A 22,657-nucleotide genomic window follows, 5' to 3' on the forward strand; every position below is an offset into this window, starting at 1 on the left:
GGTTCTTTTTTGGACAAGCAAAAAAGAACAAGCACCTGATCTTGATGCGTGTAAATATTACCTTCTTTTAAGTTAAATAAACTGTTAAGGCTTGTGCTTTGAATCAAGCCTTGTTTTGTTTTTTGTAAGTGGTTTCTTTGCGGTGTTTGTCACTTTCTTTGCCTTGATGCAAAGAAAGTAACCAAAGAAAAATCAAGGACCACATGAACGCTCCGCGCATTGGTCCGGGCTCACGCCTCCCTCTGTGTAAGTGGATTTGGAAATACTGGCTGGTTTATTTTTTTACTACTGCAGTATGCATTTGTATTACTTTTTGCTGAATTGAGAATTGCTATAAGGCAGAAGAAGTAGTGACGATGACACGAACAAGCATGGAAGGAAAGATGACTTAAAGGCAAATATCATTTCACTCTTTTACATTAATGTTGGAATCACTTTTTTTAATACTGCACTAATAAAAGATGGAACGAAATAATTTAAATGCACTGCAAATTTTTTTGATGAATAAACAACCGTTTACTTGCCCATTTTGTGGTGTAAGATGTGAGTCACTTGCAGACTTTTATCATACCAATGCAAAACTTCTTATTCATCAATGTTTAAATAAATCGTGTGGCTTTATTTGTGCAGTGCAAGAGGAATGATTATTATCTTAAATTGTGTAAACTAATTTAAGTGCAATGAAAGAAGGGCAGAAATTATGGACAAAAGAAGAATTGATACTTGCTGTTAATCTCTATTGCAAATTGCCATTTGGGAAAATGCATAAAGGCAATAAAGAGATAATACAATTTGCTGGATTAATAGGTAGAACACCTTCATCTATAGCTTTGAAACTTGGAAATTTCGCAAGTTTTGATCCAACACTGAAGGAACGAGGAATAAAAGGTGCATCAAATGCAAGTAAGCTTGACAAACAAATTTGGGATGAGTTTTATAATAATTGGGATGAAGCTTTAATTGAAAGTGAAAAACTATTAGCTGGAGCAAAAAATACAACTATCGAGAAGTTAAATAAGATTGATATAAGTGAAATAATAAGAGAAGGGGTAGAAAAAGAAAGACTGGTAAAAACAAGAGTAAACCAATCAATTTTTAGATCAATTATTTTGGCTACCTATGATAATACATGTTGTATAAGTGGAATTACTAATCCTGATTTATTAATTGCGAGTCATATTGTTGCTTGGAGTAAAGATGAAAAAAATAGACTAAATCCGATGAATGGCTTGTGCTTAAACGCTTTACACGATAGAGCATTTGACAAATGCTTAATTACAGTTTCAGCAGATGATTATACCATTAAAATTTCCAAAAAACTCAAATTAAAAAATGCCCCTTCAATGTTGCAAGAGAATTTTTCAAACTTAGAAGGAAGAGCAATTCTTTTACCAGATAAATTTTTGCCATCGAAGGAATTATTGAAAATTCATAACAATCTTTTTAAAGAATAATATCATTTCAGGTTTCCCCATATAAACTTAAAAGATAATTCATCACCCCCCGCCCCTCAAAGCCATGCCGTACAAGAGTGCGACGCAAGGATGCCTGATTATTGATCTGCTGCTGGGTACATAATTATTACAATAATTTTAGTGGTACTGCTGTTGGGGCGGATGGGGCGGGCATAAAAAAGGTGGCTTGTTGCCAAACCACCTTTTAGGTATGATGCATGTGCATTTGTATGTGTAGGTTTATGCCAGATCGAAACGGTCCAGGTTCATTACCTTGGTGAAAGCGGCAATAAAATCTGCTACAAATTTCTGCTGACCATCTTCGCAGGCATATACTTCGGCCAGGGCACGCAGCTCGGAATTGGAGCCCATTATAAGATCTACACGGGTGCCGGTAAATTTATGCTGGCCGGTTTTACGGTCGCGGCCTTCAAAGGTATCCTGCGCATCGGTAGTGGCAGACCACTTAATGCCCAGATCGAGCAGGTTTACAAAATAATCGTTGGTAAGCGTTTCGGCACGGTGGGTAAATACACCGTGTGCACTTTGGTTGTAGTTGGTATTTAATACCCGCATACCGCCAATCAACACCGTTAATTCGGGTGCCGTTAGGGTGAGTAGCTGTGCTTTGTCTATCAGCAATTCCTCGGCCGAAGCGCGGTGTTTGGGTTTTAAATAATTGCGGAAACCATCGGCATTGGGTTCGAGTACAGCGAATGATTCCACATCAGTTTGCTCCTGCGAAGCATCGGTACGGCCGGGTGTAAATGGTACGGTTACCTGGTGGCCTGCATTTTTTGCGGCCAGTTCTACACCGGCACAACCTGCCAGCACAATCATATCTGCCATAGAAATGCTACGACCGGTTTGCGCATTGTTAAATGCCTGTTGTATGCCTTCTAAGGTTGACAGTACATGGGATAATTGGGTGGGGTTGTTTACCTCCCAATATTTTTGTGGCGCCAGGCGTATGCGGGCACCATTGGCACCACCGCGTTTATCTGACCCACGGAAGGTGGAGGCAGATGCCCAGGCAGTTGATACCATTTGCGATACGGTTAGGCCAGATGACAATATACTGTTTTTAAGTGCAGCAATATCTGCATCGTTTACCAGCTGATGGGTAAGGGCGGGGATAGGATCCTGCCAAATGAGGTCTTCGGCCGGTACTTCGGGGCCGTGGTAACGGGCCTTTGGACCCATATCGCGGTGGGTTAGTTTAAACCATGCACGGGCAAAAGCATCTGCAAACACATCCGGGTTTTCGTAATAATGCCGGGATATTTTCTCATAAACAGGATCGGCCCTTAGGGCAATATCCGTTGTAAGCATAAATGGCGCATGCTTTTTTGAAGGGTCGTGTGCATCGGGCACGGTGCCTGCACCGCCACCATCTTTTGGTTTCCATTGCTGGGCACCGGCAGGGCTTTTGGTTAATTCCCACTCGAAGCCAAAGAGGTTTTCGAAATAGTTATTGCTCCATTTGGTGGGGGTGGTTGTCCACGCACCTTCTAAACCACTGGTAATGGTATCGCCGGCATTACCGGTACCATAGGTATTGTTCCAGCCAAGGCTTTGCATTTCTATAGCGGCTGCGGCAGGTTCTTTATCTACGTATTTGCCAGGATCGGCAGCGCCATGGGTTTTACCAAATGTATGGCCGCCGGCAATTAATGCCACGGTTTCTTCATCGTTCATAGCCATACGGCCAAAGGTTTCGCGAATATCGCGGGCCGATGCCAATGGATCAGGATTGCCATTGGGGCCTTCGGGGTTAACATATATTAAACCCATTTGTACGGCACCCAGCGGATTTTCCAGTTCACGGTCGCCGGTGTAGCGTTGATCGCCCAGCCATTCTTTTTCGGCACCCCAGTATACATCTTCGGCAGGTTCCCAAACATCGGCACGGCCACCGGCGAAGCCAAAGGTTTTTAGTCCCATAGATTCCAGGGCGCAGTTACCGGCGAGGATCATTAGATCGGCCCAGGAGATTTTTTTGCCATATTTCTGTTTAATAGGCCAAAGCAGTAAACGGGCTTTATCCAGGTTGGCATTATCGGGCCAGCTGTTTAAAGGTGCAAAGCGTTGGGTACCAAAGCCGCCACCGCCGCGGCCATCAGAAATACGGTAAGTGCCTGCACTATGCCAGGCCATGCGGATAAAGAAAGGGCCATAGTGGCCATAATCGGCTGGCCACCAGTCCTGAGAGGTGGTCATTAATTCAAAAATGTCTTTTTTAATGGCAGCAAGGTCAAGTGTTTTAAATGCTTCTACGTAGTTAAAATCTTCGCCCATTGGATTGGAGAGGGAAGAATACTGTCGCAGGATGTTTAATTTAAGCTGGTTAGGCCACCAGTCGGTATTTCTGGTACCGTTGCCAGCACTTTGTTTAAGGGCCCCGCCATGAAAAGGGCATTTAGCGGCACTGGTTTCAACGGCGCCGGCAGCATTGTTGTTCGTATCCATATGTTCTTGTTTTAAGTAAATGTGTGGAATAGTTGTAAAGTTATCACTGATTGTACAAAGGAGTTTATCTATTTAATTTATTTTCTGATAGAGAGAAACTATATGATGGTGAGTGGTGAGGGGTGAGTGGTTAGGGGGAGAGTGGGGAGGGGTGAAGGGGGCAGGAACTTTGACTAAGAAGCGGAACTGCTTTTTAAACCCACAGCACAATATTTACCTGCATACCTGGTATTAGGTGTTCCTTTTTTCTAATGGCTGCTTTAAGCGGTAGCAAATAGGTATTTAGTTTGGTATCAAACCAAATAGCTGTTTTCCATTCGCTGTTTCCAATGCAAGCCGTTGCTTTCAACCGTCCCCAACCTTCTTCTTCCATTTTAAGCGCAGTTCTTATTTCGGCAGACAGCGCTACAGGCAGGGACACAAAATACCAGCCGCCAGGCGCATTATATTGCCAGGGGCTTGCCGTGAACTGATATTCTATGCCCTTTATGGTCATTATTTACTTGTTTAATTTACTGATGGTTTGGCATTGCAATAGTTCTTCTGCTGTTTTGATAGCACTGTTTGTTTGGTAGTACCTGGCTGAATAACATTTAACAGTGGTAGGCAAGGTAAAGAAAATCAATAATTTTTGACATTGATATAAGGGCGCCAAGGGTAAATATAATACAGCAACCGGCTTGCGGCTGGATGGTAAATGGTGGCATTTTTTTTTGCTTATTACATTGGCAGCATTGCTAAAAGCAAGATTTTTGGCAGTGTACAATTATTGAGATGTTGTTTGTACCTGGCTGTGGTTGCATAGTGCAGCTTTACTTGCGTCGCACTCTTGTGCATTGGGTAATGCTATGCAGCGGGGGGGGGTGAGTAATGGTATAGTATTTTAATTATCTTCAAGGGTAGTTATTAGTTTGGTTCCTTAACCGAACCTGTAAGCACCATAAAAATCGTTATAAAATACATGAAATTTTTACTGATACATATTTTAATGATAGTGCTGTTTATGCCGCAGGTGTTTGGGCAGCATCAACAAACCATAATGATCAATGATTTTGAAAACAAACCATCCACCACATTATGGTGGAGGGATAACGGAAATGTACATTTTACTTATGACGACAATACCCAACAGGTAAATAAGCATTCAAAAACTTGTCTTTATGTACGGTGGGATTCTACTACTGGCCACCCACCCCATACCTGGTTTACCGATTTAAAAGCAGATACATTTGCCGTAGAAGGTATGCAAGCCAGCTGGGCGGCTTTCCGGCAAAACACCTGGCTTTCTTTCTGGTGCAAGGGCGGGCAGGGCGATAGTTTACTGCTGCATTATCTGGTATTAAGTAAGGGGCATAGCAGCAAATGGGGCGCTACCACCATGGTGCCCGTGGTGGCCAATAAATGGACCTTTTATAAAATACGTTTTGCCGATTTAACCTATGAAAACTGGGGTAAAATTACCGCTGATTTTGATTTAAACACAACAACCGGCAGGTGCTTTGAAGTGGGTTTAAGATCAGGCGCCAGCAGCCCCAAAGGCTATATAGAAGCCTGGTTTGATAATATAAAACTTACCAATTACGAACCTTTTAAATAATGCATATGCGTGTACTTTTTGGTATTTGCTTTTGTTTGGTTATTATACCAGCCAGCACCAGTGTAATTTTTGCACAAATACCTGCCGGCTATAAGGGCAAACCTTTTAAGGATCAATATTACCAATTGGGTGCGCAGACAATTCCAGGCAGGGTGCAACTTGCCTACTATGATTTGGGCGGTGAAGGCATTGCCTACCACGATAGCACCCCAGAAAATGAAGGCGCCAAATTAAATCATGAAGTGCACGATTATGGCAGCCATAAACGCCCGGGCATTACCGACTATACCGCTTTTTTCAGAGAGAACGAAGGGGTTGATATTTCATATACCAAAGATTGGGCTGATTTTAACCATCCCAATAAAGTAGACCCGGCCGTAAATCAATTATATATTGGGTGGGAGGCAGATGGTGAATGGACCAATTACACAGTAGATGTGAAAGCACCGGGTAAATATAAAATCATCACCGTTTATGGCTACAAAGACAATCGGTCTTCTCTATGGCTCAATGGCCAACTGGCTGTACAGCTAAAACTCCCGGAAGATACCGGCAACTGGCATTATTGGACCCAGGCTACCATTGGAGAAATTTATTTTCCTACAGCAGGTTTGCAACTATTAACACTAAAATATAATGCCGGTGCTAACCTGGCATTTTTGGATTTTGTTCGGATAGACAAATAATCATCATCTTATTTATTTGTGGGTACCAAACAGTTGTACCTATGGCAGCCCAGTTGCGTCGCACTCTTGTGCGCAGGTAATGCTATGCAGCTAGCTGTACTCTAATTTGAAAGCATTTAAATAGTTATATGTTTTGAATGGTGATTCTTCTTTTATTCTTTAATGCTTTAAAATGCGATGGTGTTAGTCCGGTTACTTTTTTAAACTGGGCTGATAAATGCGCAACACTGCTATAGTGTAGCTTATAGGCAATTTCGGAAAAAGTATCTTCTCCAAAAATGATCAATTCTTTTGTGCGCTCTATTTTTAAAGCAATCATATATTGTTCAATAGAAATGGCTTCCACCTCTGAAAAGAAATTAGATAAATAGGTATAGGTATGATCTAACTCTTTGCTTAATAAAACAGAAAACTTAATAGTAGGTTTTTCATCGGAATTATAGATGTAATTAATAATCACTTTTCTGATTTGTTCAATTAATACGCCCTGCTTTTTCTCTAATAACTCCAATCCTGCTTTTTTAATTTTTTTATTCAATTGCATTTTTTCCTCATCAGAAACATCCTGTTTGGTTTCAATTTCACCCAACTCAACTTTTGCTGTGGCAATATCAAGTTCTTCAAGTGCTTCTTTAACAACGATTTTACAGCTTTCACAAGCCATATTTTTAATGTAGATTTTCATAAGTTAACTTTTGCTGGTGAATGGATAAATAAAGTGCAGCACTTACCCGATTAGGAGTGATTTTATACTGAAATAGCTAAGGTATCGCATTAAGTTGCGTTTGGGTTGTTAAGTATTTTTTGAAAGGCATTCCTGAAAATAAAAATGTGAATTTGTTAAAGGATATGCTTTATATGTTTAGGGAATAGTTACCCCCGGGGGCAATAATTATTTACAGTTTAAATGTTTGCTCCAATTCAGTTGCGGTATGCACCAAATAATAGCGGGTATCTAAATCCCGTTCTGTAATTAGCCGTATTTGAATATCAATATATTTTTTACTTAAAAGGATAAAATCAGGTGTATTCAGGAGCGCAATTAGCCAGTTAGAAAAGTCTGCTAATTCAACTTGTTCGCTTGAATAAGGAAAATCTTCGATAAATGCAGGTATCGCCTTGTTTGAACCTTCCAATTTGCCAAAAGGGATGGTGATTTTACCAAAATATTTATCGAACAACCATATATTACTGCAAAAGGTTTGAAATGCTTTTTTCTCTGCGGCTTTAGTTTTACCGGTTTTAAACAAAATGATTGTCCACTCAAATAAAAAAGCTGGGAAACCACAGTCGTCAGGAAAGTTTTTTTCAAACCAACGGGTATATCTCAAACCGCCAGCATAATCACCTAGTTGTATAAAATACTGTGTGGACAGGTATCGCAGCCCCCTGCTGTCATCATAGCAACCAAACCTTCTTTTTTCTGCGGCCAGTGTTTGCCTGATGCGTGCAATTTTCTTTTGAATCCTCTCTATTTGTTTCGGAGTCATGGTTTCTATTTTACAGTTGAATCAACGAAAAGAGTGTGATAAAGGTGTAGATTTTCAAGTTACCCTTCGTCATCATTTTAAGTGATTTTGGCATATAGAAGCTATTTAAAGTTGCAACTGGTTTAGCAAATAGCGTTCCTGACCATTCATTCATTTTCACAATTGTTACAAAAGTAGAATATATCTGTCCCCGTATATTATTGCTGGGGTTTATTTGCCATTAATCCAATCATCATAATGAAAGCACTAAGTATAATGACTTGTATAATAAGTGCTTTATTAACAAGTGAAATAGTTTGTGTTGCTTCAATAGATAAAAAAAGCAATATAGTTATCAGCCCCCTTGGAGCCACAAATAACAATGGTTGCTCAGGAAGTTTAGAAAGCTTTAACTGAATAGCCCTAAAAAGGAAAATAGAAAATACGATGGCTACCGCCCAAACAATGGTGCTTGTATTAAGCACTTCAGCGGTTTCTATTAAATACCCGAAAAGCAAAAAGAATAGGGCCCTTATTAAAAAAGCAGCTTCTACTACCAACTCCCTGAATTTATGTACTTCTACATTCAATTCATCGGGTTTGAATTTTTCTATCCATTTAAATTGTTTTAGCTCATCAAGATTGCCAATAAATAAACCAAACAGTAAAATAAAAATTAATCCGGGTAAATGATAGATTTTGGAAACAGCATAAATTAAAACCACTAACAAAATAATAGGAACAAATTTGATATGATGTTCAATTTTATGCAGCAGAAAAGAAAGTGCAATGGTGGCAACAAAAGATACTATGATAATAAGTAGCAGTTGCAAGGCAAAGTGGCCAAATGAAACAGCATCAATTGTTTCATTTAATGCCAGAAAGTTAAAAATAAGCACGCCCAAAATATCGGAAAAACTGCTTTCATAAATCACAAATTCTTTACTGTGGGAGGAAAGATTTCGAACACTTGGAATTGCTATAGCGCTGCTAATAACACAAAATGGAATTGCATTGGTTAAACTGTCTTTAAAATTAAAGTGTCCAAAATAGCTAAAAGCAAATGCCAGCAGCAATGCCAAAGCCATCATCGGAATTAAAGCCCCGAAGAACGACTGCCTGATTAATTTAAATTTGGATTTATTAAGTTCGAGTTCCAATGAACCTTCCAATACTATCAAAATAAGCCCTATTGTTCCTAAAACAGGAAGTATTGGAGAAAAATCAGGAAGTTGTATATTAAACCCTTGTGCAAGTTGCCTGGCTGCCCAACCTAACAGTAATAAAAGAATTACAGCAGGAATTTTTGTTTTAGATGATGTAAGATCAAAAACATAAGCGATTAAAAGCAAAACACAAAATGTGATAATAATAGTAGTTGTCATTGCTGGTAAATGTATTGTGAATTTATATACGCTCTTTAATATTAACGGTATGGGCAAGGCCTTGATTGATGCTATATTATAGAAATTATGGCGGGTTTAACAAAAAAGTACACTTACCTCAATCCCCCAATAATTTGTTAGGATGATACTTAATAAGAACTATGCCAAAAGCAATTATGCACACCACTTACTAAACCAATACAGCACCCTTTTGCATAGATGCACCATGGCAGTTATGGATATGATAGTAGGATTAATCCCTATAGTTCAATGCCGGTTTTCTATCACCCAGCAAAGCCTTGTATTGGTAACTGCCTTTTGATTGAAGGAATTCCAGTTTTGCCTTTTTTATTAATTCGGGATTTGTAAATAAATCAATGGCTGTAAAAGCCATTGTTTTTGAAGCAATCATCATGCCCTTTATGCCAATATCGGTGCCGCCACAGGCAACTGCCTGCCAGCTATGGTAACTGGTACCCGGCACCCAGGTAGCAGCTTCTAAACCTACTGTTGGTACCACATAACTTACATCCCCCACATCGGTTGATCCCTGGTTTTTTTGGATATGCAAAGGCTGTACTGTAGCAGCTGCATTGATGGGCGTTTCATTGGTTAAAAAACTGGTTTGAATGATTTTGGCAAAAGCAATTTCATCTGCAGTATAGGTTACACCACCTACTTTCTCCAAATTGGTTTGCATATTTTCTGCCAGGGTTTTATTAATCAGCAGGTCGTGGGTACCGCCAATAATTTCATACTCCATTTTAGTTTCTGTACCCATAGCTGCGCCTTCTGCTGCTTTGGTAATTCTGTCAAAAATAGAAACAGCCATGGTTTTATCCGGGTGCCTTACATAATAATATACTTCCGCAAATTCGGGTACTACATTGGGTGCTTTGCCCCCATTGGTAATTACATAATGCAAACGGGTTTCCTGTGGTATATGTTCCCGCATCATGTTTACCATATAATCCATTGCTTCTACGGCATCTAATGCAGAACGCCCCTGTTCTGGTGATACTGATGCGTGGGATGCATTGCCATAAAATCTGAATTTGGCTGATTTATTTGCCAATACACTGGTATACATTACTGAATTGTGGTCGCTGGGATGCCAATGCAATACAATATCTACATTTTGAAATAGGCCTTCTCTTACCATATACACTTTCCCGCTTCCGCCTTCTTCTGCAGGGCAACCAAATACTTTAATTGTACCTTTTATTTTGCCCGCTTCCAATAATTTGCTGATGGCTATTCCGGCAGCAACGGAGCCGGTGCCAAATAAATGATGGCCGCAGGCATGTGCACTATTTTTATTGGCAACCGGTGTTTTTGTAGGGGAATTATCCTGTGATAGTCCCGGCAATGCATCATACTCAGCCAGTATGCCAATTACCGGCGAACCGCTGCCATAGGTTGCCACAAATGCTGTAGGAATACCAGCTACACCTACTTCTACGGTAAATCCATTTTCCTTTAATGTACTTCGCAGCAGTGCTGCGCTTTTATTTTCTTTATACCCCAGTTCTGCATATTCCCAAATATTAAATGCAATTTTTTTATAGGCATCAAACCCTGATTGAATAGATAGTGCCGTTTCATTTTTTAAAGCATCAATTGCTTTGTTATTGCTTTGTGCCAGGCAATGGAATGTGCTGGTTATTGTTAGGATGGCGATAAGAATTTGTTTCATATTATTTAAAATAATCAATTTTATTGGATGGTATGGTGGTATTTAAGCCGCTTTAAAACGAAAAAGCCAAATGCAATTAAAGTGCTTTAAAAAAACCTATGAATTAGCACAGCGAATTGAAAACATTCAACGGAAGTTAATAAGAATAAGCCTTACAGCATTAAAATAGCCGGCTAATTGCTGATAGTAATATAAAATTGATTGCAATTATTACAGCAAACCAATTATTTTCTGTTTTTACTCACCTTCCTTTCTATGCGCACTAAAGTATTTTTCAAAATTTTTTCTCAATCCATTTGCCATAACTCTTGCAAGGACAAATTGTAGCGGTAGAGCAACAATTAATATAAATAACCCGACATACAAATTATTTGGAGTTCCGGCTGTAGAAAAATAAATGCAAACATTATACATACTGAATGGAACAAAAAACAGAAAAAACATTCCAAAAATTGAATTAGGTCGTAATAAAATTTCAATTTTGGTTTTCCCATTAACCGTTTCCACAATAGTGCCTTTTAAATATGCGGCGCTCCTTTCAAAATTTCTAATTACTGCAAGAGACCTTTTTGGTACTAATGAAAAACTATTCGGGAAGTTAATAAACTCTCCGATTAAGTTTGGAGATTGAAATAGGCCACTTTTATCGGAGAATAAGGAGTCGATCCTTTCTACTAGTTTCTCTTTAGGATAGTTTACTTCATAATTTATTTTCTGGTAATAAAATGTTTTTAAGAGAAGTTTAAACATAAAAGAAAGGATAGCTTTTATACGCCTGTAAATCAAATTTAGTAGCTATAATCAATAACATAAAATAGCCTCTCGATTGATTAAAATTACTACCTCATTTATGAAAGACTTTTTTATACTTTACACCTGTGAATAGAATTATACTACCAACGTCAAATACTCATTCGGCTGTTTGTTAAGCCGCCCAAAGTATCCTACCGTACAAGAGTGCGACGCAAGTAAAGTAAAATAGCAGTGCTTTTGCCTGGCCAATAATTACCATCTAAAATTGCCACCAATGGCTATTGGGATGAGCCTGATTGATGATGACCGGCTCGCCTATTTTTGGTGTGGTTACGGGTATATTTAATTGGGCTGCATGAGCCAGTACGCGTTGCACCGGCTCGTTCCAGGGATGCAGGGCCAGCGTAAATTTTGCCCAGTGCACGGGGAGTAACAGAGCGGCATTCAGGTCGGCAGCGGCTTGTACGGTTTGCTCGGGCATCATATGTATATGCGCCCAGGAGGGGTTGTACTGGCCGCTTTCGAGAATGGCTATATCAAACCTACCAAAGCGGTTGCCTATTGCTTTAAAATGGGTATCGTAACCAGAATCTCCACCCAGATAAAGGCGGTAACCGGCGGCTTCGAGCACAAAGGAAGACCATAATGTTTTTGCCCTTACCATGCCCCTACCGGAAAAATGCCGGGCCGGGGCTGCGGTAAGCTGTATACCTGTGTCTAGTTGATGGGTTTGCCACCAATCCATCTCGTGTATAATAGCTGCGGGATAACCCCAAAATTGCAGGTGTGCACCTACACCCAGCGAACAATATACTGAATTGACTTTTGGCTGTAATTGTATAATGGTATGATAATCCAGGTGATCGTAATGGTCGTGGGTTAGGATGAGGTAATCGATGGGCGGCATATCGGCAACGGTATATTCATTGCTGCCGGGAAATGCTTTTACCATAAAAGAAAACGGTGCGGCATTGCCACTAAAAACCGGGTCGATTAAAAAATTCTTGCCCCCAACCCTGATGAAATAAGAAGAATGCCCAAACCATACAATTACCGGATCTGTGCCATTTAACTGGTGCAAATTGGTTTTTATAAACGGCAATGGCGCTGGCGGTGCGGTGGTTTTGGGTTTATTGATATAATCTCTGGTAGTTTTTATAAATGAACCATCCTCACTCATTACCGGTGTTACGGAAATATTGGTAAAGCCTGATTTTTGGTAATTGGGCGATTGCATTAATGCTTCGAGGTGTTTGCCCGAAGGGTTGCTGCCAAATATTTTTAAGATAGACATGGTGCCGCAGTTTTACCCCAAAATAATACAGTTGTCCGAATGCCCTGCCTAAATTAACTGAATATTACCGTATTTACCTGTCCCGGCACTTTGCCAAAACGCTTTTCTACCACTATAAAACGGTGGTTGAAGATTTGCTGTAGCTGCGCTTTTACAAACAAGGTATGGGCAATATCGCCGGCTACCCAAAATGGAATTTTATAATGTACAATATCCGTCATTTCTACACCACCGGTTATGGGTTTAAAATGGTGCTGGTGGTGCCACATGCTATAGGGGCCATAGCGTTGTTCATCTACAAAATATTGTTTATCCAGCACATGGGTTATTTCCGTCATCCAGTATAAGGGAATACCCAAAACAGGTTTTACGGTATATTCAATTATTTGTCCGGGGTACATGGTATCGCCATGGTGATTGCTGATGATATTAAAACCCAGATTGGCCGGGGTAATATGTTTTAAATTATCGGGGCGACTAAAAAACTCCCAGGCAGTATCAATATCTACCGGAATTTGCTGTACTGTTTTTATGGAATAAACTTTGCTCATATAAATACTGCTTAGATTACACACTAAACAATATTAGTGCTATTAAGTTGCAGACAAAGGGGTTTATTTTAGGCAACATGGTAATGGTTGTTTTATGGCAGGGTAATTCATCTGCTATTTTACAACACAATACAAATACAGATATATGTAAACCATGCACTAAAATATGTGCGGTATTGGCTAACTTTCCACAAAAGAAAGAAAGGAATTATCATGTTTGCTCAAATTATTTACCCGGCAACTATAACACCTGCTGCCCTGGATACCTTGTTGGAGAAAGGATGGTTTAGAATGCGGCAAACCGTTTTTACCACACATTTTCTTTGTTTTCAAAACAGGTTTTACGACGCTATTTGGCTAAGGGTGGTATTGGCCAATATTGGTTTACCCAAAGAACAAAAGAAACTAAAAAACCGGTTTCGGGTAGTGGTGGCACCCACAGTAATAACCCCTGAGCTGGAGACTTTATATAGCCTGTATCTGGAACAGATTAGCTTTGAATTATCAGAAACACTGGAGAAACATTTACAGGGCACAGAAACCCATAATCGTTTTAATACGCATACCGTACATATTTATGATGGAGACCTGTTGATTGCCGCAGGCTTTTTTGATATTGGACAACACAGCGCAGAAGGTATTACCAATATTTACCACCCTGATTATAAAAAATACAGCCCCGGCAAACTACTTATTCATTTAAAAATGGATTACTGTAAGGGGTTGGGACTGCACTATTTTTACCCGGGTTATTTTGCGCCGGGTTATGGTGTGTTTGATTATAAATTAACCATTGGTACTGCAGGTATGCAATACTTGCACATTACCAAACAGGCTTGGCTGCCTATTGCAAATTTTAATGCAGCGGCCAATCCGCTGCAAATAATGGTAGAAAAATTACAGCAGTTGCATACTGCTTTTACCCAAAAAAATATTCGTTCGCATATTTGGTATTACCGGTATTTTGATGCCAACCTGGATGCGCAGATTATGATACCGCTTTTTGATTTTCCGGTGTTTTTATCGCTGCAGCACAATATAGAAGACGAACATTTAAGATTGGTTGTATATAATTTTCTTGACGAAAAATTTCACTTGTTGCAATGCACTTCTATCATTGATATTGATACCCAAATAACCGGCAGCACTATATTTGGCGCCCACCTGCTTAAAACAGAGGGGGAGTTTTTTGCATCCGCCAGTATAGCAGAAATGATTGAAGCTACCACGGCTTTGGAGCAAATGGATCAATTGTAAAATTAATATTGGCTGTTTTGCTGCCACAAGGGAAGAACGGTGCAGTGTGCGACGCAAGTGCAGCCGCCAAAATTACCCATGCCGGGCCCATAAGTTATACAATCAAATACTGGCAAGTATTTTTATTGGCCGGGCAATATAACCCATAGGAAGCCCGGTTGCGTCGCACTCTTGTACGCCATCACTTTACTCAGCCAGTAAGGCATTAATAGCATTGTGGTATTGGGTAAAATTAAAACCACTTAGCACCTGTTGCATCATGGCTTGTATTTGTGGGTTACATAAATTACCCATACTGCCTTCGTGTGTATGCTGCAGGTGAATATCGTAAGTAAAATTACCGGCTTCTATGGCCAGCCCCACTTGTTTATACGCATCTCTGAAAGGTGTACCCTGTAATACCAGTTTATTTACCTCTTCTACACTAAACAGGTATTTGTATTTTTCATCCTGTAGTATATCTTGTTTTACCTGCATATTGGTGAGCATTAAACCCATCATATCTATACAGCTGCGCAGGGTATCAAATGCTGGGAACAAATGTTCTTTTAGCAATTGCAAATCGCGGTGGTAACCACTGGGCAGGTTGGTGGTCATCATCATAATCTCGTTGGGCAGGGCTTTTATCTGGTTGCATTTTGAACGGATGAGTTCAAATACATCGGGATTTTTTTTATGGGGCATAATACTGCTGCCTGTAGTAAGCTCGGCCGGGAAACTGATAAAGCCAAAATTCTGGTTCAGGTACAGGCAGGCATCCATTGATAAACGGGCCAGTGTATCGGCCACATTGGCCAGTGCCATAGCTACGATTCTTTCTGCCTTACCACGACCCATTTGCGCATAAACCACATTGTAATTTAGTTCGGCAAATCCCAGCAGTTGGGTAGTAAGTGTTCTGTTAATAGGAAATGATGAGCCATAGCCAGCCGCAGAACCCAATGGGTTTTTATTTACCATATCGTAAGCGGCCTTCAGCTGTATGGTATCATCCACCAGACTTTCGGCATAAGCACCCAGCCATAACCCAAAAGAAGAGGGCATGGCCAGTTGTAAATGCGTATAGCCAGGTAATAAATCGTTTTTAAATTTCTCACTTTGTGTTATCAGTAATTCAAATAAAGATTGTACCGATTGCACGGTTTGTTCTACCTGGGCACGTAAAAACAATTTTACATCTACCAATACCTGATCGTTACGGCTGCGGGCTGCATGTATTTTTTTACCTGTATCGCCCAATTTTAGTGTAAGCAGGTATTCTACCTGTGAGTGTACATCTTCAATAGTATCTTCTATGGTAAAAGCGCCCTGTTGGGTAGTGGTATAAATATTTTTTAGCTCGGCAGTTAGCATGGCAGCTTCTTCCAGGGTTAATAACCCTACGGTGGCCAGCATTTTGGCATGAGCAATATTTCCCAATACATCGTATGGTGCCAGCAACAAATCAAAGTCGCGGTCGTTACCCACTGTAAAGTGTTCTACTTCTTTTAAAGAGACGGTATTTTTTGCCCAGAGTTTCATGTTACAACTTACTGCCAACTCCAACCCCCACAGCACCCTGCTGCCGGAAATTGTTGCAAGCGATTATAAAATTTTATCCAATAACTGAATATAGAGGTCAATACCATTTCGTATTTCCTCTATATAAATAAATTCATCTGCGGTATGGCTGCGGGCACTATCGCCGGGGCCCATTTTTAAGGTAGAGAAATTCATGAGCGCCTTATCGCTGGTAGTAGGCGAGCCATAATAGGTACGGCCCAATGCAACACCTGCCTTAATTAATGGATGATCTAATGAAATGGCGGTAGATCTTAGTCTTGAACTGCGGGGCTGTACATCGCAACTGGTATTGGCGGCAATTACCCCTAGCACTTCTTCAAATGTGTAGAGTTCATTTACCCGAACATCCACAGTAAATTTACACTCATGCGGTACCACATTATGCTGCGAACCGGCATTAATAATGGTAACACTCATTTTCATGGGACCAAGCAAATCTGATACCTTTTCGTAAGTATGGGTGCGGAACCATTCAATATCTTTTAATGCTTTGTAAATGGCATTATCGCCTTCTTCACGGGCAGCGTGGCCGGCTTTGCCATGGGTGGTGCAATCCAGTACCAGCAAGCCTTTTTCAGCAACGGCCATATTCATCAATGTTGGTTCGCCAACTATGCCAAAATCTATTTTAGGTAAGCGGGGTAATAAAATTTCTACCCCGTTATGACCCGAAATTTCTTCCTCGGCGCTGGCGGCAATAACAAGATTATAATTTAGGTTAGGCTCGTTATAATAATAAATAAATGTGGCAATTAAAGATACCAGGCAACCACCTGCATCATTGCTACCCAGGCCATACAATTTGCCATCTTTCTCCACCGGTGTAAAGGGATCGAGTGTATATGCTTTATTGGGCTTTACCGTATCGTGGTGTGAGTTGAGAAGTATGGTGGGCTTACTCTCATCAAAGTATTTATTTTTTGCCCAGATATTATTGAGATAGCTATGGGGGATAATATTCTTAGACTCCAGGAAATGTTCAATAATTTCTGCGGTATTATCTTCTTCTTTACTGAATGAAGGAGTACTGATGAGCTTTTTTAAAAGGCCAACTGCATCTGCAAACAGTGAATCTAATTGTTGGTTACTCATGTATAATACTTGTACCTGATTGTTGCTGAATTAATTGCTGCAATTGTTCTGCTTTACCAATTACCACCCGATGCACTCCGCGGTTTAATGCGGCAAATGCATTGTCCAGTTTTGGTATCATGCCGGCAAAAATGATGTTTTGCTGTTTTAACTGCGCATACGATGCCTGTGTAATAGCGGGGATTACGGTACTATCGTCATCGGCATTAAGTAATACCCCTGCTTTTTCAAAGCTGTAAATTAAATGTACCTGGTAAAGAGCACTCATGGCCTGAGCAATTTCCTGTGCTATGGTATCGGCGTTGGTATTTAATAACTGGCCTTCCATATTATGTGTTATAGGTGCCATTACCACTGTTACCTGTTGTGCCAGCAGGCTTTGTAAAACGGGTGTATTAACCTTATCTACGTCACCAACAAAACCATAATCAATGGTGGCATGCTGTCTTTTATGCGACTGAAGAATATTACCATCTGCACCACAAAGCCCAATGGCATTGCATTGGTTAGCCTGTAAATGTGCCACTATATTTTTATTAATATAACCGGCATATACCATGGTAACAATACGCAGGGTGTCAACATCGGTTACTCTTCTGCCTTCTATCATTTGCTGTTCAACACCTAACTGGGCAGCCAGTTTTGTGGCCAGTTTACCGCCACCATGCACCAGTATTTTTTTACCCTCAATACCGGCAAATGCAGTTAGAAATGAAGAAAGTTGTGCTTCATCATCGATAATATTACCGCCTATTTTTATTACGTATAGTGGCTCCATGATTTATTTATTGTTGCGCAGTATAGCTGCTATTACAGCCTGTGCAGCCCATACCCGGTTGGCGGCCTGCTGGGTTACAATACTGTTGGGGCTATCCAGCACTTCATCACTTAACTCTATGTTTCTTCTAACGGGCAGGCAGTGCATTACTTTGGCATTATTGGTTAAGCCTATCTTTTGCTCTGTTAGCATCCAGCGGGGATCGTTTTCGTAAATTTTACCATAATCTGTATAGGTGCTCCAGTTTTTTACATATACAAAATCAGCATTTTGCAGAGCTTCATCCTGATTATGAGTAATGGTTGCGCCATTGGTAAAATTCGTGGACAGCTCATAATCTTCCGGATGTGTTATTACAAAATCAGCACCGCCCCAGGCATTTACCCATTGGGCAAAACTATTGGCCACGCATTGTGGTAATGGTTTTACATGCGGTGCCCAGGTGAGTACAATTTTAGGTTTGGCCTTTGTAAGCAAGGGTGCTGCCATAAGACATTCCTGAATGGTAACAATATCGGTTAAAGATTGCAGTGGGTGAAGGGTAGCACTTTCCAGGCTAATTACCGGTACACCACAATATTTTATAAACTGTGAAATATATAATTCACTATAATCGTCTTCGCGGTTTTTGAGGGAGGGGAATGTTCTTATGCAAAGCATATTAAAATAACTGCCTAGTATAGGTGCTGCATCTTTAATATGTTCTACCGTATTACCACTCATGATGGCACCTTCTTCAAATTCAAGTGCCCAGCCTTCTTTATCTACATTAAATACAATGGCTTCCATGCCCAGGTTGGCCGCAGCTACCTGCGTGCTTAAACGGGTGCGTAAGCTGGGGTTTAAAAACAGCAGGCCAATACGTTTATCTGCACCCAAGGTTCTATCCGCCAGGGGGTTTGATTTATAGACTAATGCCTGTTGCACCAGTGCATTGATATCAGTTACATCGTTAACGGAGATAAATTGTTTCACCTTACCTGAAATTTTAAATATTGCTTGGTTGTATTGCTTGTTTTAATTTTTGCCTGTTGCCAATTACCCTTAAAATCCATCCCAACGTTTTGCTTTTACAGTTATGCTGTTTTTTGTTGCCATGCATTGTGCCGTACAAGAGTGCGACGCAAGCGGTGATGATTTGAAAAACAATATGCCGGGTCCATACTTAGACGGCACAGATTGCCATTTTTTATTGCTGCTTACAATTTTAAAGCCGCTATGGCCTTTTGCAAAGTATCAACAAAAACATCTATCTGCGCCTTGCTTACTGCCAGCGATGGCAATAAACGTATGGTATTGGGCTTGGCTTCGCCGGTAAAAATATGGTATTGCTGCAATAGTGTTTTACGCAGGTCTTTAATATCATCGGGCACATCAAAGCCTATCATTAAACCGCGGCCACGAACATTGGCAATACCTGTGGTTGCCTGCAACCTGCTGATTAAGTAGTTGCCGTTTTGTAAAGCCGCTTCTATCAGTTGATCCTGTTCAATTACTTCTAGCACGGCCAATGCGGCTGCACATGCCAGATGATTGCCCCCAAAAGTAGTACCCAACATGCCATATTTAGGTTTTATATGGGGTGCAATGAGGATACCGCCAATAGGGAAACCATTGCCCATTCCTTTTGCCATGGTATATATATCTGCCGAAACACCGGCATAATCGTGTGCAAAGAATTTACCACTGCGGCCATAACCACATTGTACGCTATCAGCTATATACACTGCTCCATACTGATTGCATAATGAACGAATGAGCTGCAGGAAAGTATCGTGGGCTACATTAATACCGCCAACGCCCTGTATACCTTCGATGATTACCGCTGCTACGTCATTTCCGTGCTGATTAAAATATTCTTGCAGGGCATCTGCATCGTTAAAGGGCAGAAAATCTACATTGCTGGTTTCGTTAACCGGTGCAATGATGGAGGGATTATCGGTTGCCGCAACTGCCAATGATGTTCGGCCATGAAACCCTTTGCTAAAGGCAATGATTTTTTTGCGGCCGGTATAAAATGAAGCCAGTTTTAAGGCATTCTCATTTGCCTCGGCACCACTGTTTACAAGGAATAACTGATAATCGGTTTTACCACTTACGTTACCCAGTTTTGTAGCCAGTTCCTGTTGTATGGGAATTTGAATAGAATTAGAATAGAAAGCAATTTTATGCAATTGATCTTCTATGCGCTGTACCCAATGTGGCTGGGTATGGCCAATGCTTATAACGGCATGGCCGCCATACATATCCAGGTATTGGGTGTTATGTTCGTCCCAAACATAAGAGCCTTGTGCTTTTAGGATGGTGATATTGTTAAGTGGATAAACGTCGAATAATGTCATGTTGTAAGATGTACTTTTTATGTTTTATTTGTTAGCCGCTGGCATATAAACATATACCAGGGCATAATTTGCATTTAAAACCCGATGGCTTTTAAATGCAAACCGGCTGTTTCTTCCAGTCCAAATAGCAGGTTCATGTTTTGTACGGCTTGCCCTGATGCCCCTTTTAAAAGATTATCAATAGCGCTATGTACTACCAGCTTATTTCCAATTTTTTCTAATTGAATTACGCACTTATTGGTATTTACCACCTGCTTTAAAAAGATGGCATCATCGCTTACAATGGTAAACGGATGACCTTCATAGAACTGATGGTATATGTTTTTAATTGATTCTATTGGTGCATCGCAGTGAAGGGTTGAGCTTACAAAAATACCGCGGGTAAAATCGCCACGCCATGGTACAAAGGAGATATCAATAGCACCCGATAATTGTAATTGGGCCAGCGATTCACCAATTTCGCCCAAATGTTGGTGGGTAAGTGTTTTGTATGCCTGTATATTATTTGCCCTCCAGCTAAAATGCGAGGTAGCTGCCAGGCTTTGTCCTGCGCCTGTAGAGCCGGTGATACCTGTTGTATATACATCAGTTAGCCATCCTTCTTTGGCCAATGGCAACAGACCCAACTGAATAGCAGTTGCAAAACAGCCGGGATTGGCAATATTATGAGCCGTAGTAATTGCTGCCCTGTTTAATTCGGGCAGGCCATAAACAAAATTACGGGTACCCAATTGCGCATTGGCTGCGAGGCGAAAATCGTTGGAAAGATCAATTATTTTAATATGCGGGGCAATGGTATTGGCTGCTAAAAACTTTTTAGCTTCGCCATGGCCGGTACATAAAAAAAGTACATCAATGGCATCTGTTAATTCGCTGGTGAAATGAATGGCGGTTTCGCCAATAAGATCGTGGTGTACTTTATGCAGTGGGTTGCCGGCATTGCTATTGCTGTGTACAAAATTTATTTCTACCTGCGGGTGGTGAATTAGCAAACGCAATAATTCGCCGCCGGTATAACCGGCCCCACCAATAATACCTGCTTTAATCTTTTTCATCCGCATCAGATTTTACCATATGGAACATGGCGGTTTGATTACCAAAAATTTTGCTAAACCCACGCACATCATCTCCCGTCCAGCCGTTATTCATTTCGCCGTATTTACCAAATTTGCTGTTCATTAAATCGTATTTGCTTTCAATGCCTATTACCTGAAAACGATAAGGCATCAGTTGTACAAATACTTTACCACTTACATTTTGCTGGGCGCTTTGCAAAAAGGCTTCAATATCCCTCATTACGGGGTCTAAAATCTGGCCTTCGTGCATCCAGTTACCATAAAAATTGGCAATGGTATCTTTCCAGCTTAGCTGCCATTTTGTAAGCACATGTTTTTCCAGTGCATGGTGTGCTTTTAAAATTACCATTGGGGCTGCGGCTTCAAAGCCTACACGGCCCTTTATGCCTATAATGGTATCGCCAACATGTATATCTCTGCCAATACCAAATGGACCGGCCAGTGATTGCAGGTGCTGAATAGCATCAGCCGGGTGAGAAAAGGTTTCATCATTTACAGCTATCAATTCACCTTTTTCGAAGGTCAGGCTTACTTCTTCGCCGGTAGTTTTTGTTACCTGTGTAGGCCATGCTTCCTCGGGCAACATGCCTTTAGATTGCAATGTTTCTTTACCACCTACGCTGGTACCCCATAAACCTTTGTTGATGGAGTAGGCAGCTTTATCAAAATTCATATCTACCTTTTTGTTTTTCAGGTAGGTTATTTCTTCTTCGCGGCTAAGCCTTAAATCGCGGATGGGAGTTATTATTTCAACGCCGGGAATCATGATATTAAAAATCATATCAAACCTTACCTGATCGTTACCGGCACCCGTACTACCATGCGCTACGGCATTGGCCTGATGCGTTTTTACATGTTCGGCAATATGCAGTGCCTGCATTAAACGCTCGGCACTAACACTAAGGGGGTAGGTATTATTTTTTAGCACATTACCAAATACCAGGTATTTAATCATGCGGTCGTAGTAGGTTTTTACGGCATCTACAGTAGTATGGGTTTTTACGCCAAGTGCATAGGCATGTGCTTCTATACGGGCCAGTTCGGCTGCATCAAAACCACCTGTGTTTACAATTATGCTGTGCACTTCATATCCTTTGTCTTCGCTAAGGTATTTTACGCAATAGGTGGTATCTAAACCGCCCGAAAAACCAAGTACTACTTTTTTCATTGCTACAATTATACGTTTTAAAGAATG

General features: G+C 40.7%; 20 protein-coding genes. 4 read left to right on the forward strand and 16 right to left on the reverse strand.

Annotated elements, in window-relative coordinates; translation table 11 throughout:
• Positions 1-680: 680 nt before the first annotated feature.
• Positions 681-1,454, forward strand: a complete 774-nt coding sequence (locus tag GD597_RS07290; RefSeq protein WP_171607176.1) for an HNH endonuclease — start codon at positions 681-683, stop codon at positions 1,452-1,454.
• A gap of 240 nt (positions 1,455-1,694) precedes the next feature.
• Here the strand turns inward: GD597_RS07290 and katG are convergent, their stop codons facing one another.
• Together katG and GD597_RS07300 are read right to left on the reverse strand one after the other, a co-directional pair.
• On the reverse strand, positions 1,695-3,923 hold the full coding sequence (katG, locus tag GD597_RS07295; protein ID WP_171607177.1) for a catalase/peroxidase HPI: 2,229 nt from the start codon (positions 3,921-3,923) through the stop codon (positions 1,695-1,697).
• A 193-nt stretch (positions 3,924-4,116) separates the two neighbouring features.
• The gene (locus GD597_RS07300; RefSeq protein WP_171607178.1) at positions 4,117-4,419 is read right to left on the reverse strand and encodes a DUF1905 domain-containing protein; all 303 of its coding nucleotides are present in this window, start codon (positions 4,417-4,419) and stop codon (positions 4,117-4,119) included.
• A 465-nt stretch (positions 4,420-4,884) separates the two neighbouring features.
• On the opposite strand from GD597_RS07300, the gene GD597_RS07305 reads away from it, so the two are divergent.
• Entirely contained in the window at positions 4,885-5,520 is a 636-nt protein-coding gene (locus tag GD597_RS07305) for a hypothetical protein (RefSeq protein WP_171607179.1), read from the forward strand.
• Positions 5,521-5,525: 5 nt separating this feature from the next.
• Complete coding sequence (locus tag GD597_RS07310; protein WP_171607180.1) at positions 5,526-6,206, forward strand: carbohydrate-binding protein; 681 nt, start codon at positions 5,526-5,528, stop codon at positions 6,204-6,206.
• 124 nt (positions 6,207-6,330) lie between these two features.
• Here GD597_RS07310 and GD597_RS07315 read toward each other — a convergent pair whose 3' ends face one another.
• The 7 genes from GD597_RS07315 to GD597_RS07345 all read right to left on the reverse strand — a co-directional run bounded on the left by GD597_RS07315 (position 6,331) and on the right by GD597_RS07345 (position 13,354).
• On the reverse strand, positions 6,331-6,891 hold the full coding sequence (locus GD597_RS07315) for an AraC family transcriptional regulator (protein ID WP_171607181.1): 561 nt from the start codon (positions 6,889-6,891) through the stop codon (positions 6,331-6,333).
• Positions 6,892-7,102: 211 nt separating this feature from the next.
• A complete protein-coding gene (locus GD597_RS07320) occupies positions 7,103-7,696 on the reverse strand; it encodes a hypothetical protein (protein WP_171607182.1) in 594 nt (197 codons plus the stop codon).
• 197 nt (positions 7,697-7,893) lie between these two features.
• Complete coding sequence (locus GD597_RS07325) at positions 7,894-9,060, reverse strand: cation:proton antiporter (protein WP_171607183.1); 1,167 nt, start codon at positions 9,058-9,060, stop codon at positions 7,894-7,896.
• Positions 9,061-9,313: 253 nt separating this feature from the next.
• Positions 9,314-10,756: an amidohydrolase gene (locus tag GD597_RS07330; RefSeq protein ID WP_171607184.1), complete on the reverse strand. Its 1,443-nt coding sequence runs from the start codon at positions 10,754-10,756 to the stop codon at positions 9,314-9,316.
• Positions 10,757-10,993: 237 nt separating this feature from the next.
• Positions 10,994-11,506, reverse strand: coding sequence for a hypothetical protein (locus GD597_RS07335; protein ID WP_171607185.1), 513 nt, complete (start codon positions 11,504-11,506; stop codon positions 10,994-10,996).
• Positions 11,507-11,768: 262 nt separating this feature from the next.
• On the reverse strand, positions 11,769-12,803 hold the full coding sequence (locus GD597_RS07340; protein ID WP_171607186.1) for an MBL fold metallo-hydrolase: 1,035 nt from the start codon (positions 12,801-12,803) through the stop codon (positions 11,769-11,771).
• A gap of 53 nt (positions 12,804-12,856) precedes the next feature.
• Positions 12,857-13,354 carry an SRPBCC family protein gene (locus GD597_RS07345; RefSeq protein WP_171607187.1) on the reverse strand — a complete coding sequence of 166 codons (498 nt, stop codon included), beginning with the start codon at positions 13,352-13,354 and terminating at the stop codon, positions 12,857-12,859.
• Positions 13,355-13,567: 213 nt separating this feature from the next.
• On the opposite strand from GD597_RS07345, the gene GD597_RS07350 reads away from it, so the two are divergent.
• A complete protein-coding gene (locus GD597_RS07350; RefSeq protein ID WP_171607188.1) occupies positions 13,568-14,611 on the forward strand; it encodes a GNAT family N-acetyltransferase in 1,044 nt (347 codons plus the stop codon).
• 186 nt (positions 14,612-14,797) lie between these two features.
• Here GD597_RS07350 and argH read toward each other — a convergent pair whose 3' ends face one another.
• From argH to GD597_RS07385, 7 genes are all read right to left on the reverse strand, one after another.
• Positions 14,798-16,132 (reverse strand): argininosuccinate lyase, encoded by a 1,335-nt coding sequence (argH, locus tag GD597_RS07355; RefSeq protein ID WP_171607189.1) that lies wholly within the window; start codon positions 16,130-16,132, stop codon positions 14,798-14,800.
• Between the two features lie 63 nt (positions 16,133-16,195).
• Positions 16,196-17,266 carry a M20 family metallo-hydrolase gene (locus tag GD597_RS07360; protein WP_171607190.1) on the reverse strand — a complete coding sequence of 357 codons (1,071 nt, stop codon included), beginning with the start codon at positions 17,264-17,266 and terminating at the stop codon, positions 16,196-16,198.
• Entirely contained in the window at positions 17,259-18,044 is a 786-nt protein-coding gene (gene argB, locus GD597_RS07365) for an acetylglutamate kinase (RefSeq protein ID WP_171607191.1), read from the reverse strand. The genes GD597_RS07360 and argB overlap by 8 nt, the downstream gene beginning before the upstream one ends.
• A 3-nt stretch (positions 18,045-18,047) precedes the next feature.
• Entirely contained in the window at positions 18,048-19,019 is a 972-nt protein-coding gene (locus GD597_RS07370; protein WP_171607192.1) for an N-acetylornithine carbamoyltransferase, read from the reverse strand.
• 224 nt (positions 19,020-19,243) lie between these two features.
• A complete protein-coding gene (locus GD597_RS07375) occupies positions 19,244-20,386 on the reverse strand; it encodes an aspartate aminotransferase family protein (RefSeq protein WP_171607193.1) in 1,143 nt (380 codons plus the stop codon).
• A gap of 74 nt (positions 20,387-20,460) precedes the next feature.
• Positions 20,461-21,441, reverse strand: coding sequence for an N-acetyl-gamma-glutamyl-phosphate reductase (gene argC / locus GD597_RS07380; protein WP_171607194.1), 981 nt, complete (start codon positions 21,439-21,441; stop codon positions 20,461-20,463).
• Positions 21,428-22,630 carry an argininosuccinate synthase gene (locus GD597_RS07385; protein WP_171607195.1) on the reverse strand — a complete coding sequence of 401 codons (1,203 nt, stop codon included), beginning with the start codon at positions 22,628-22,630 and terminating at the stop codon, positions 21,428-21,430. Before GD597_RS07385 ends, argC begins: the two co-directional genes overlap by 14 nt.
• Between the last annotated feature and the right edge of the window lie 27 nt (positions 22,631-22,657).

It is taken from the genome of Limnovirga soli (assembly GCF_013106755.1).
Classification (GTDB): Bacteria; Bacteroidota; Bacteroidia; order Chitinophagales; family Chitinophagaceae; genus Limnovirga; species Limnovirga soli.

Bases quoted from the DNA above. Each gene is read 5' to 3' on its own strand.
- GD597_RS07300 (WP_171607178.1), bottom strand. From the start codon at position 4,419: ATGACCATAAAGGGCATAGAATATCAGTTCACGGCAAGCCCCTGGCAA.
- argC (WP_171607194.1), bottom strand. From the start codon at position 21,441: ATGAAAAAGATTAAAGCAGGTATTATTGGTGGGGCCGGTTATACCGGC.
- GD597_RS07315 (WP_171607181.1), bottom strand. From the start codon at position 6,891: ATGAAAATCTACATTAAAAATATGGCTTGTGAAAGCTGTAAAATCGTT.
- GD597_RS07375 (WP_171607193.1), bottom strand. From the start codon at position 20,386: ATGACATTATTCGACGTTTATCCACTTAACAATATCACCATCCTAAAA.
- GD597_RS07310 (WP_171607180.1), top strand. From the start codon at position 5,526: ATGCGTGTACTTTTTGGTATTTGCTTTTGTTTGGTTATTATACCAGCC.
- GD597_RS07305 (WP_171607179.1), top strand. From the start codon at position 4,885: ATGAAATTTTTACTGATACATATTTTAATGATAGTGCTGTTTATGCCG.
- GD597_RS07360 (WP_171607190.1), bottom strand. From the start codon at position 17,266: ATGAGTAACCAACAATTAGATTCACTGTTTGCAGATGCAGTTGGCCTT.
- GD597_RS07385 (WP_171607195.1), bottom strand. From the start codon at position 22,630: ATGAAAAAAGTAGTACTTGGTTTTTCGGGCGGTTTAGATACCACCTAT.
- GD597_RS07290 (WP_171607176.1), top strand. From the start codon at position 681: ATGAAAGAAGGGCAGAAATTATGGACAAAAGAAGAATTGATACTTGCT.
- GD597_RS07345 (WP_171607187.1), bottom strand. From the start codon at position 13,354: ATGAGCAAAGTTTATTCCATAAAAACAGTACAGCAAATTCCGGTAGAT.
- GD597_RS07325 (WP_171607183.1), bottom strand. From the start codon at position 9,060: ATGACAACTACTATTATTATCACATTTTGTGTTTTGCTTTTAATCGCT.
- argH (WP_171607189.1), bottom strand. From the start codon at position 16,132: ATGAAACTCTGGGCAAAAAATACCGTCTCTTTAAAAGAAGTAGAACAC.
- GD597_RS07320 (WP_171607182.1), bottom strand. From the start codon at position 7,696: ATGACTCCGAAACAAATAGAGAGGATTCAAAAGAAAATTGCACGCATC.
- GD597_RS07340 (WP_171607186.1), bottom strand. From the start codon at position 12,803: ATGTCTATCTTAAAAATATTTGGCAGCAACCCTTCGGGCAAACACCTC.
- GD597_RS07350 (WP_171607188.1), top strand. From the start codon at position 13,568: ATGTTTGCTCAAATTATTTACCCGGCAACTATAACACCTGCTGCCCTG.
- katG (WP_171607177.1), bottom strand. From the start codon at position 3,923: ATGGATACGAACAACAATGCTGCCGGCGCCGTTGAAACCAGTGCCGCT.
- GD597_RS07330 (WP_171607184.1), bottom strand. From the start codon at position 10,756: ATGAAACAAATTCTTATCGCCATCCTAACAATAACCAGCACATTCCAT.
- GD597_RS07335 (WP_171607185.1), bottom strand. From the start codon at position 11,506: ATGTTTAAACTTCTCTTAAAAACATTTTATTACCAGAAAATAAATTAT.
- argB (WP_171607191.1), bottom strand. From the start codon at position 18,044: ATGGAGCCACTATACGTAATAAAAATAGGCGGTAATATTATCGATGAT.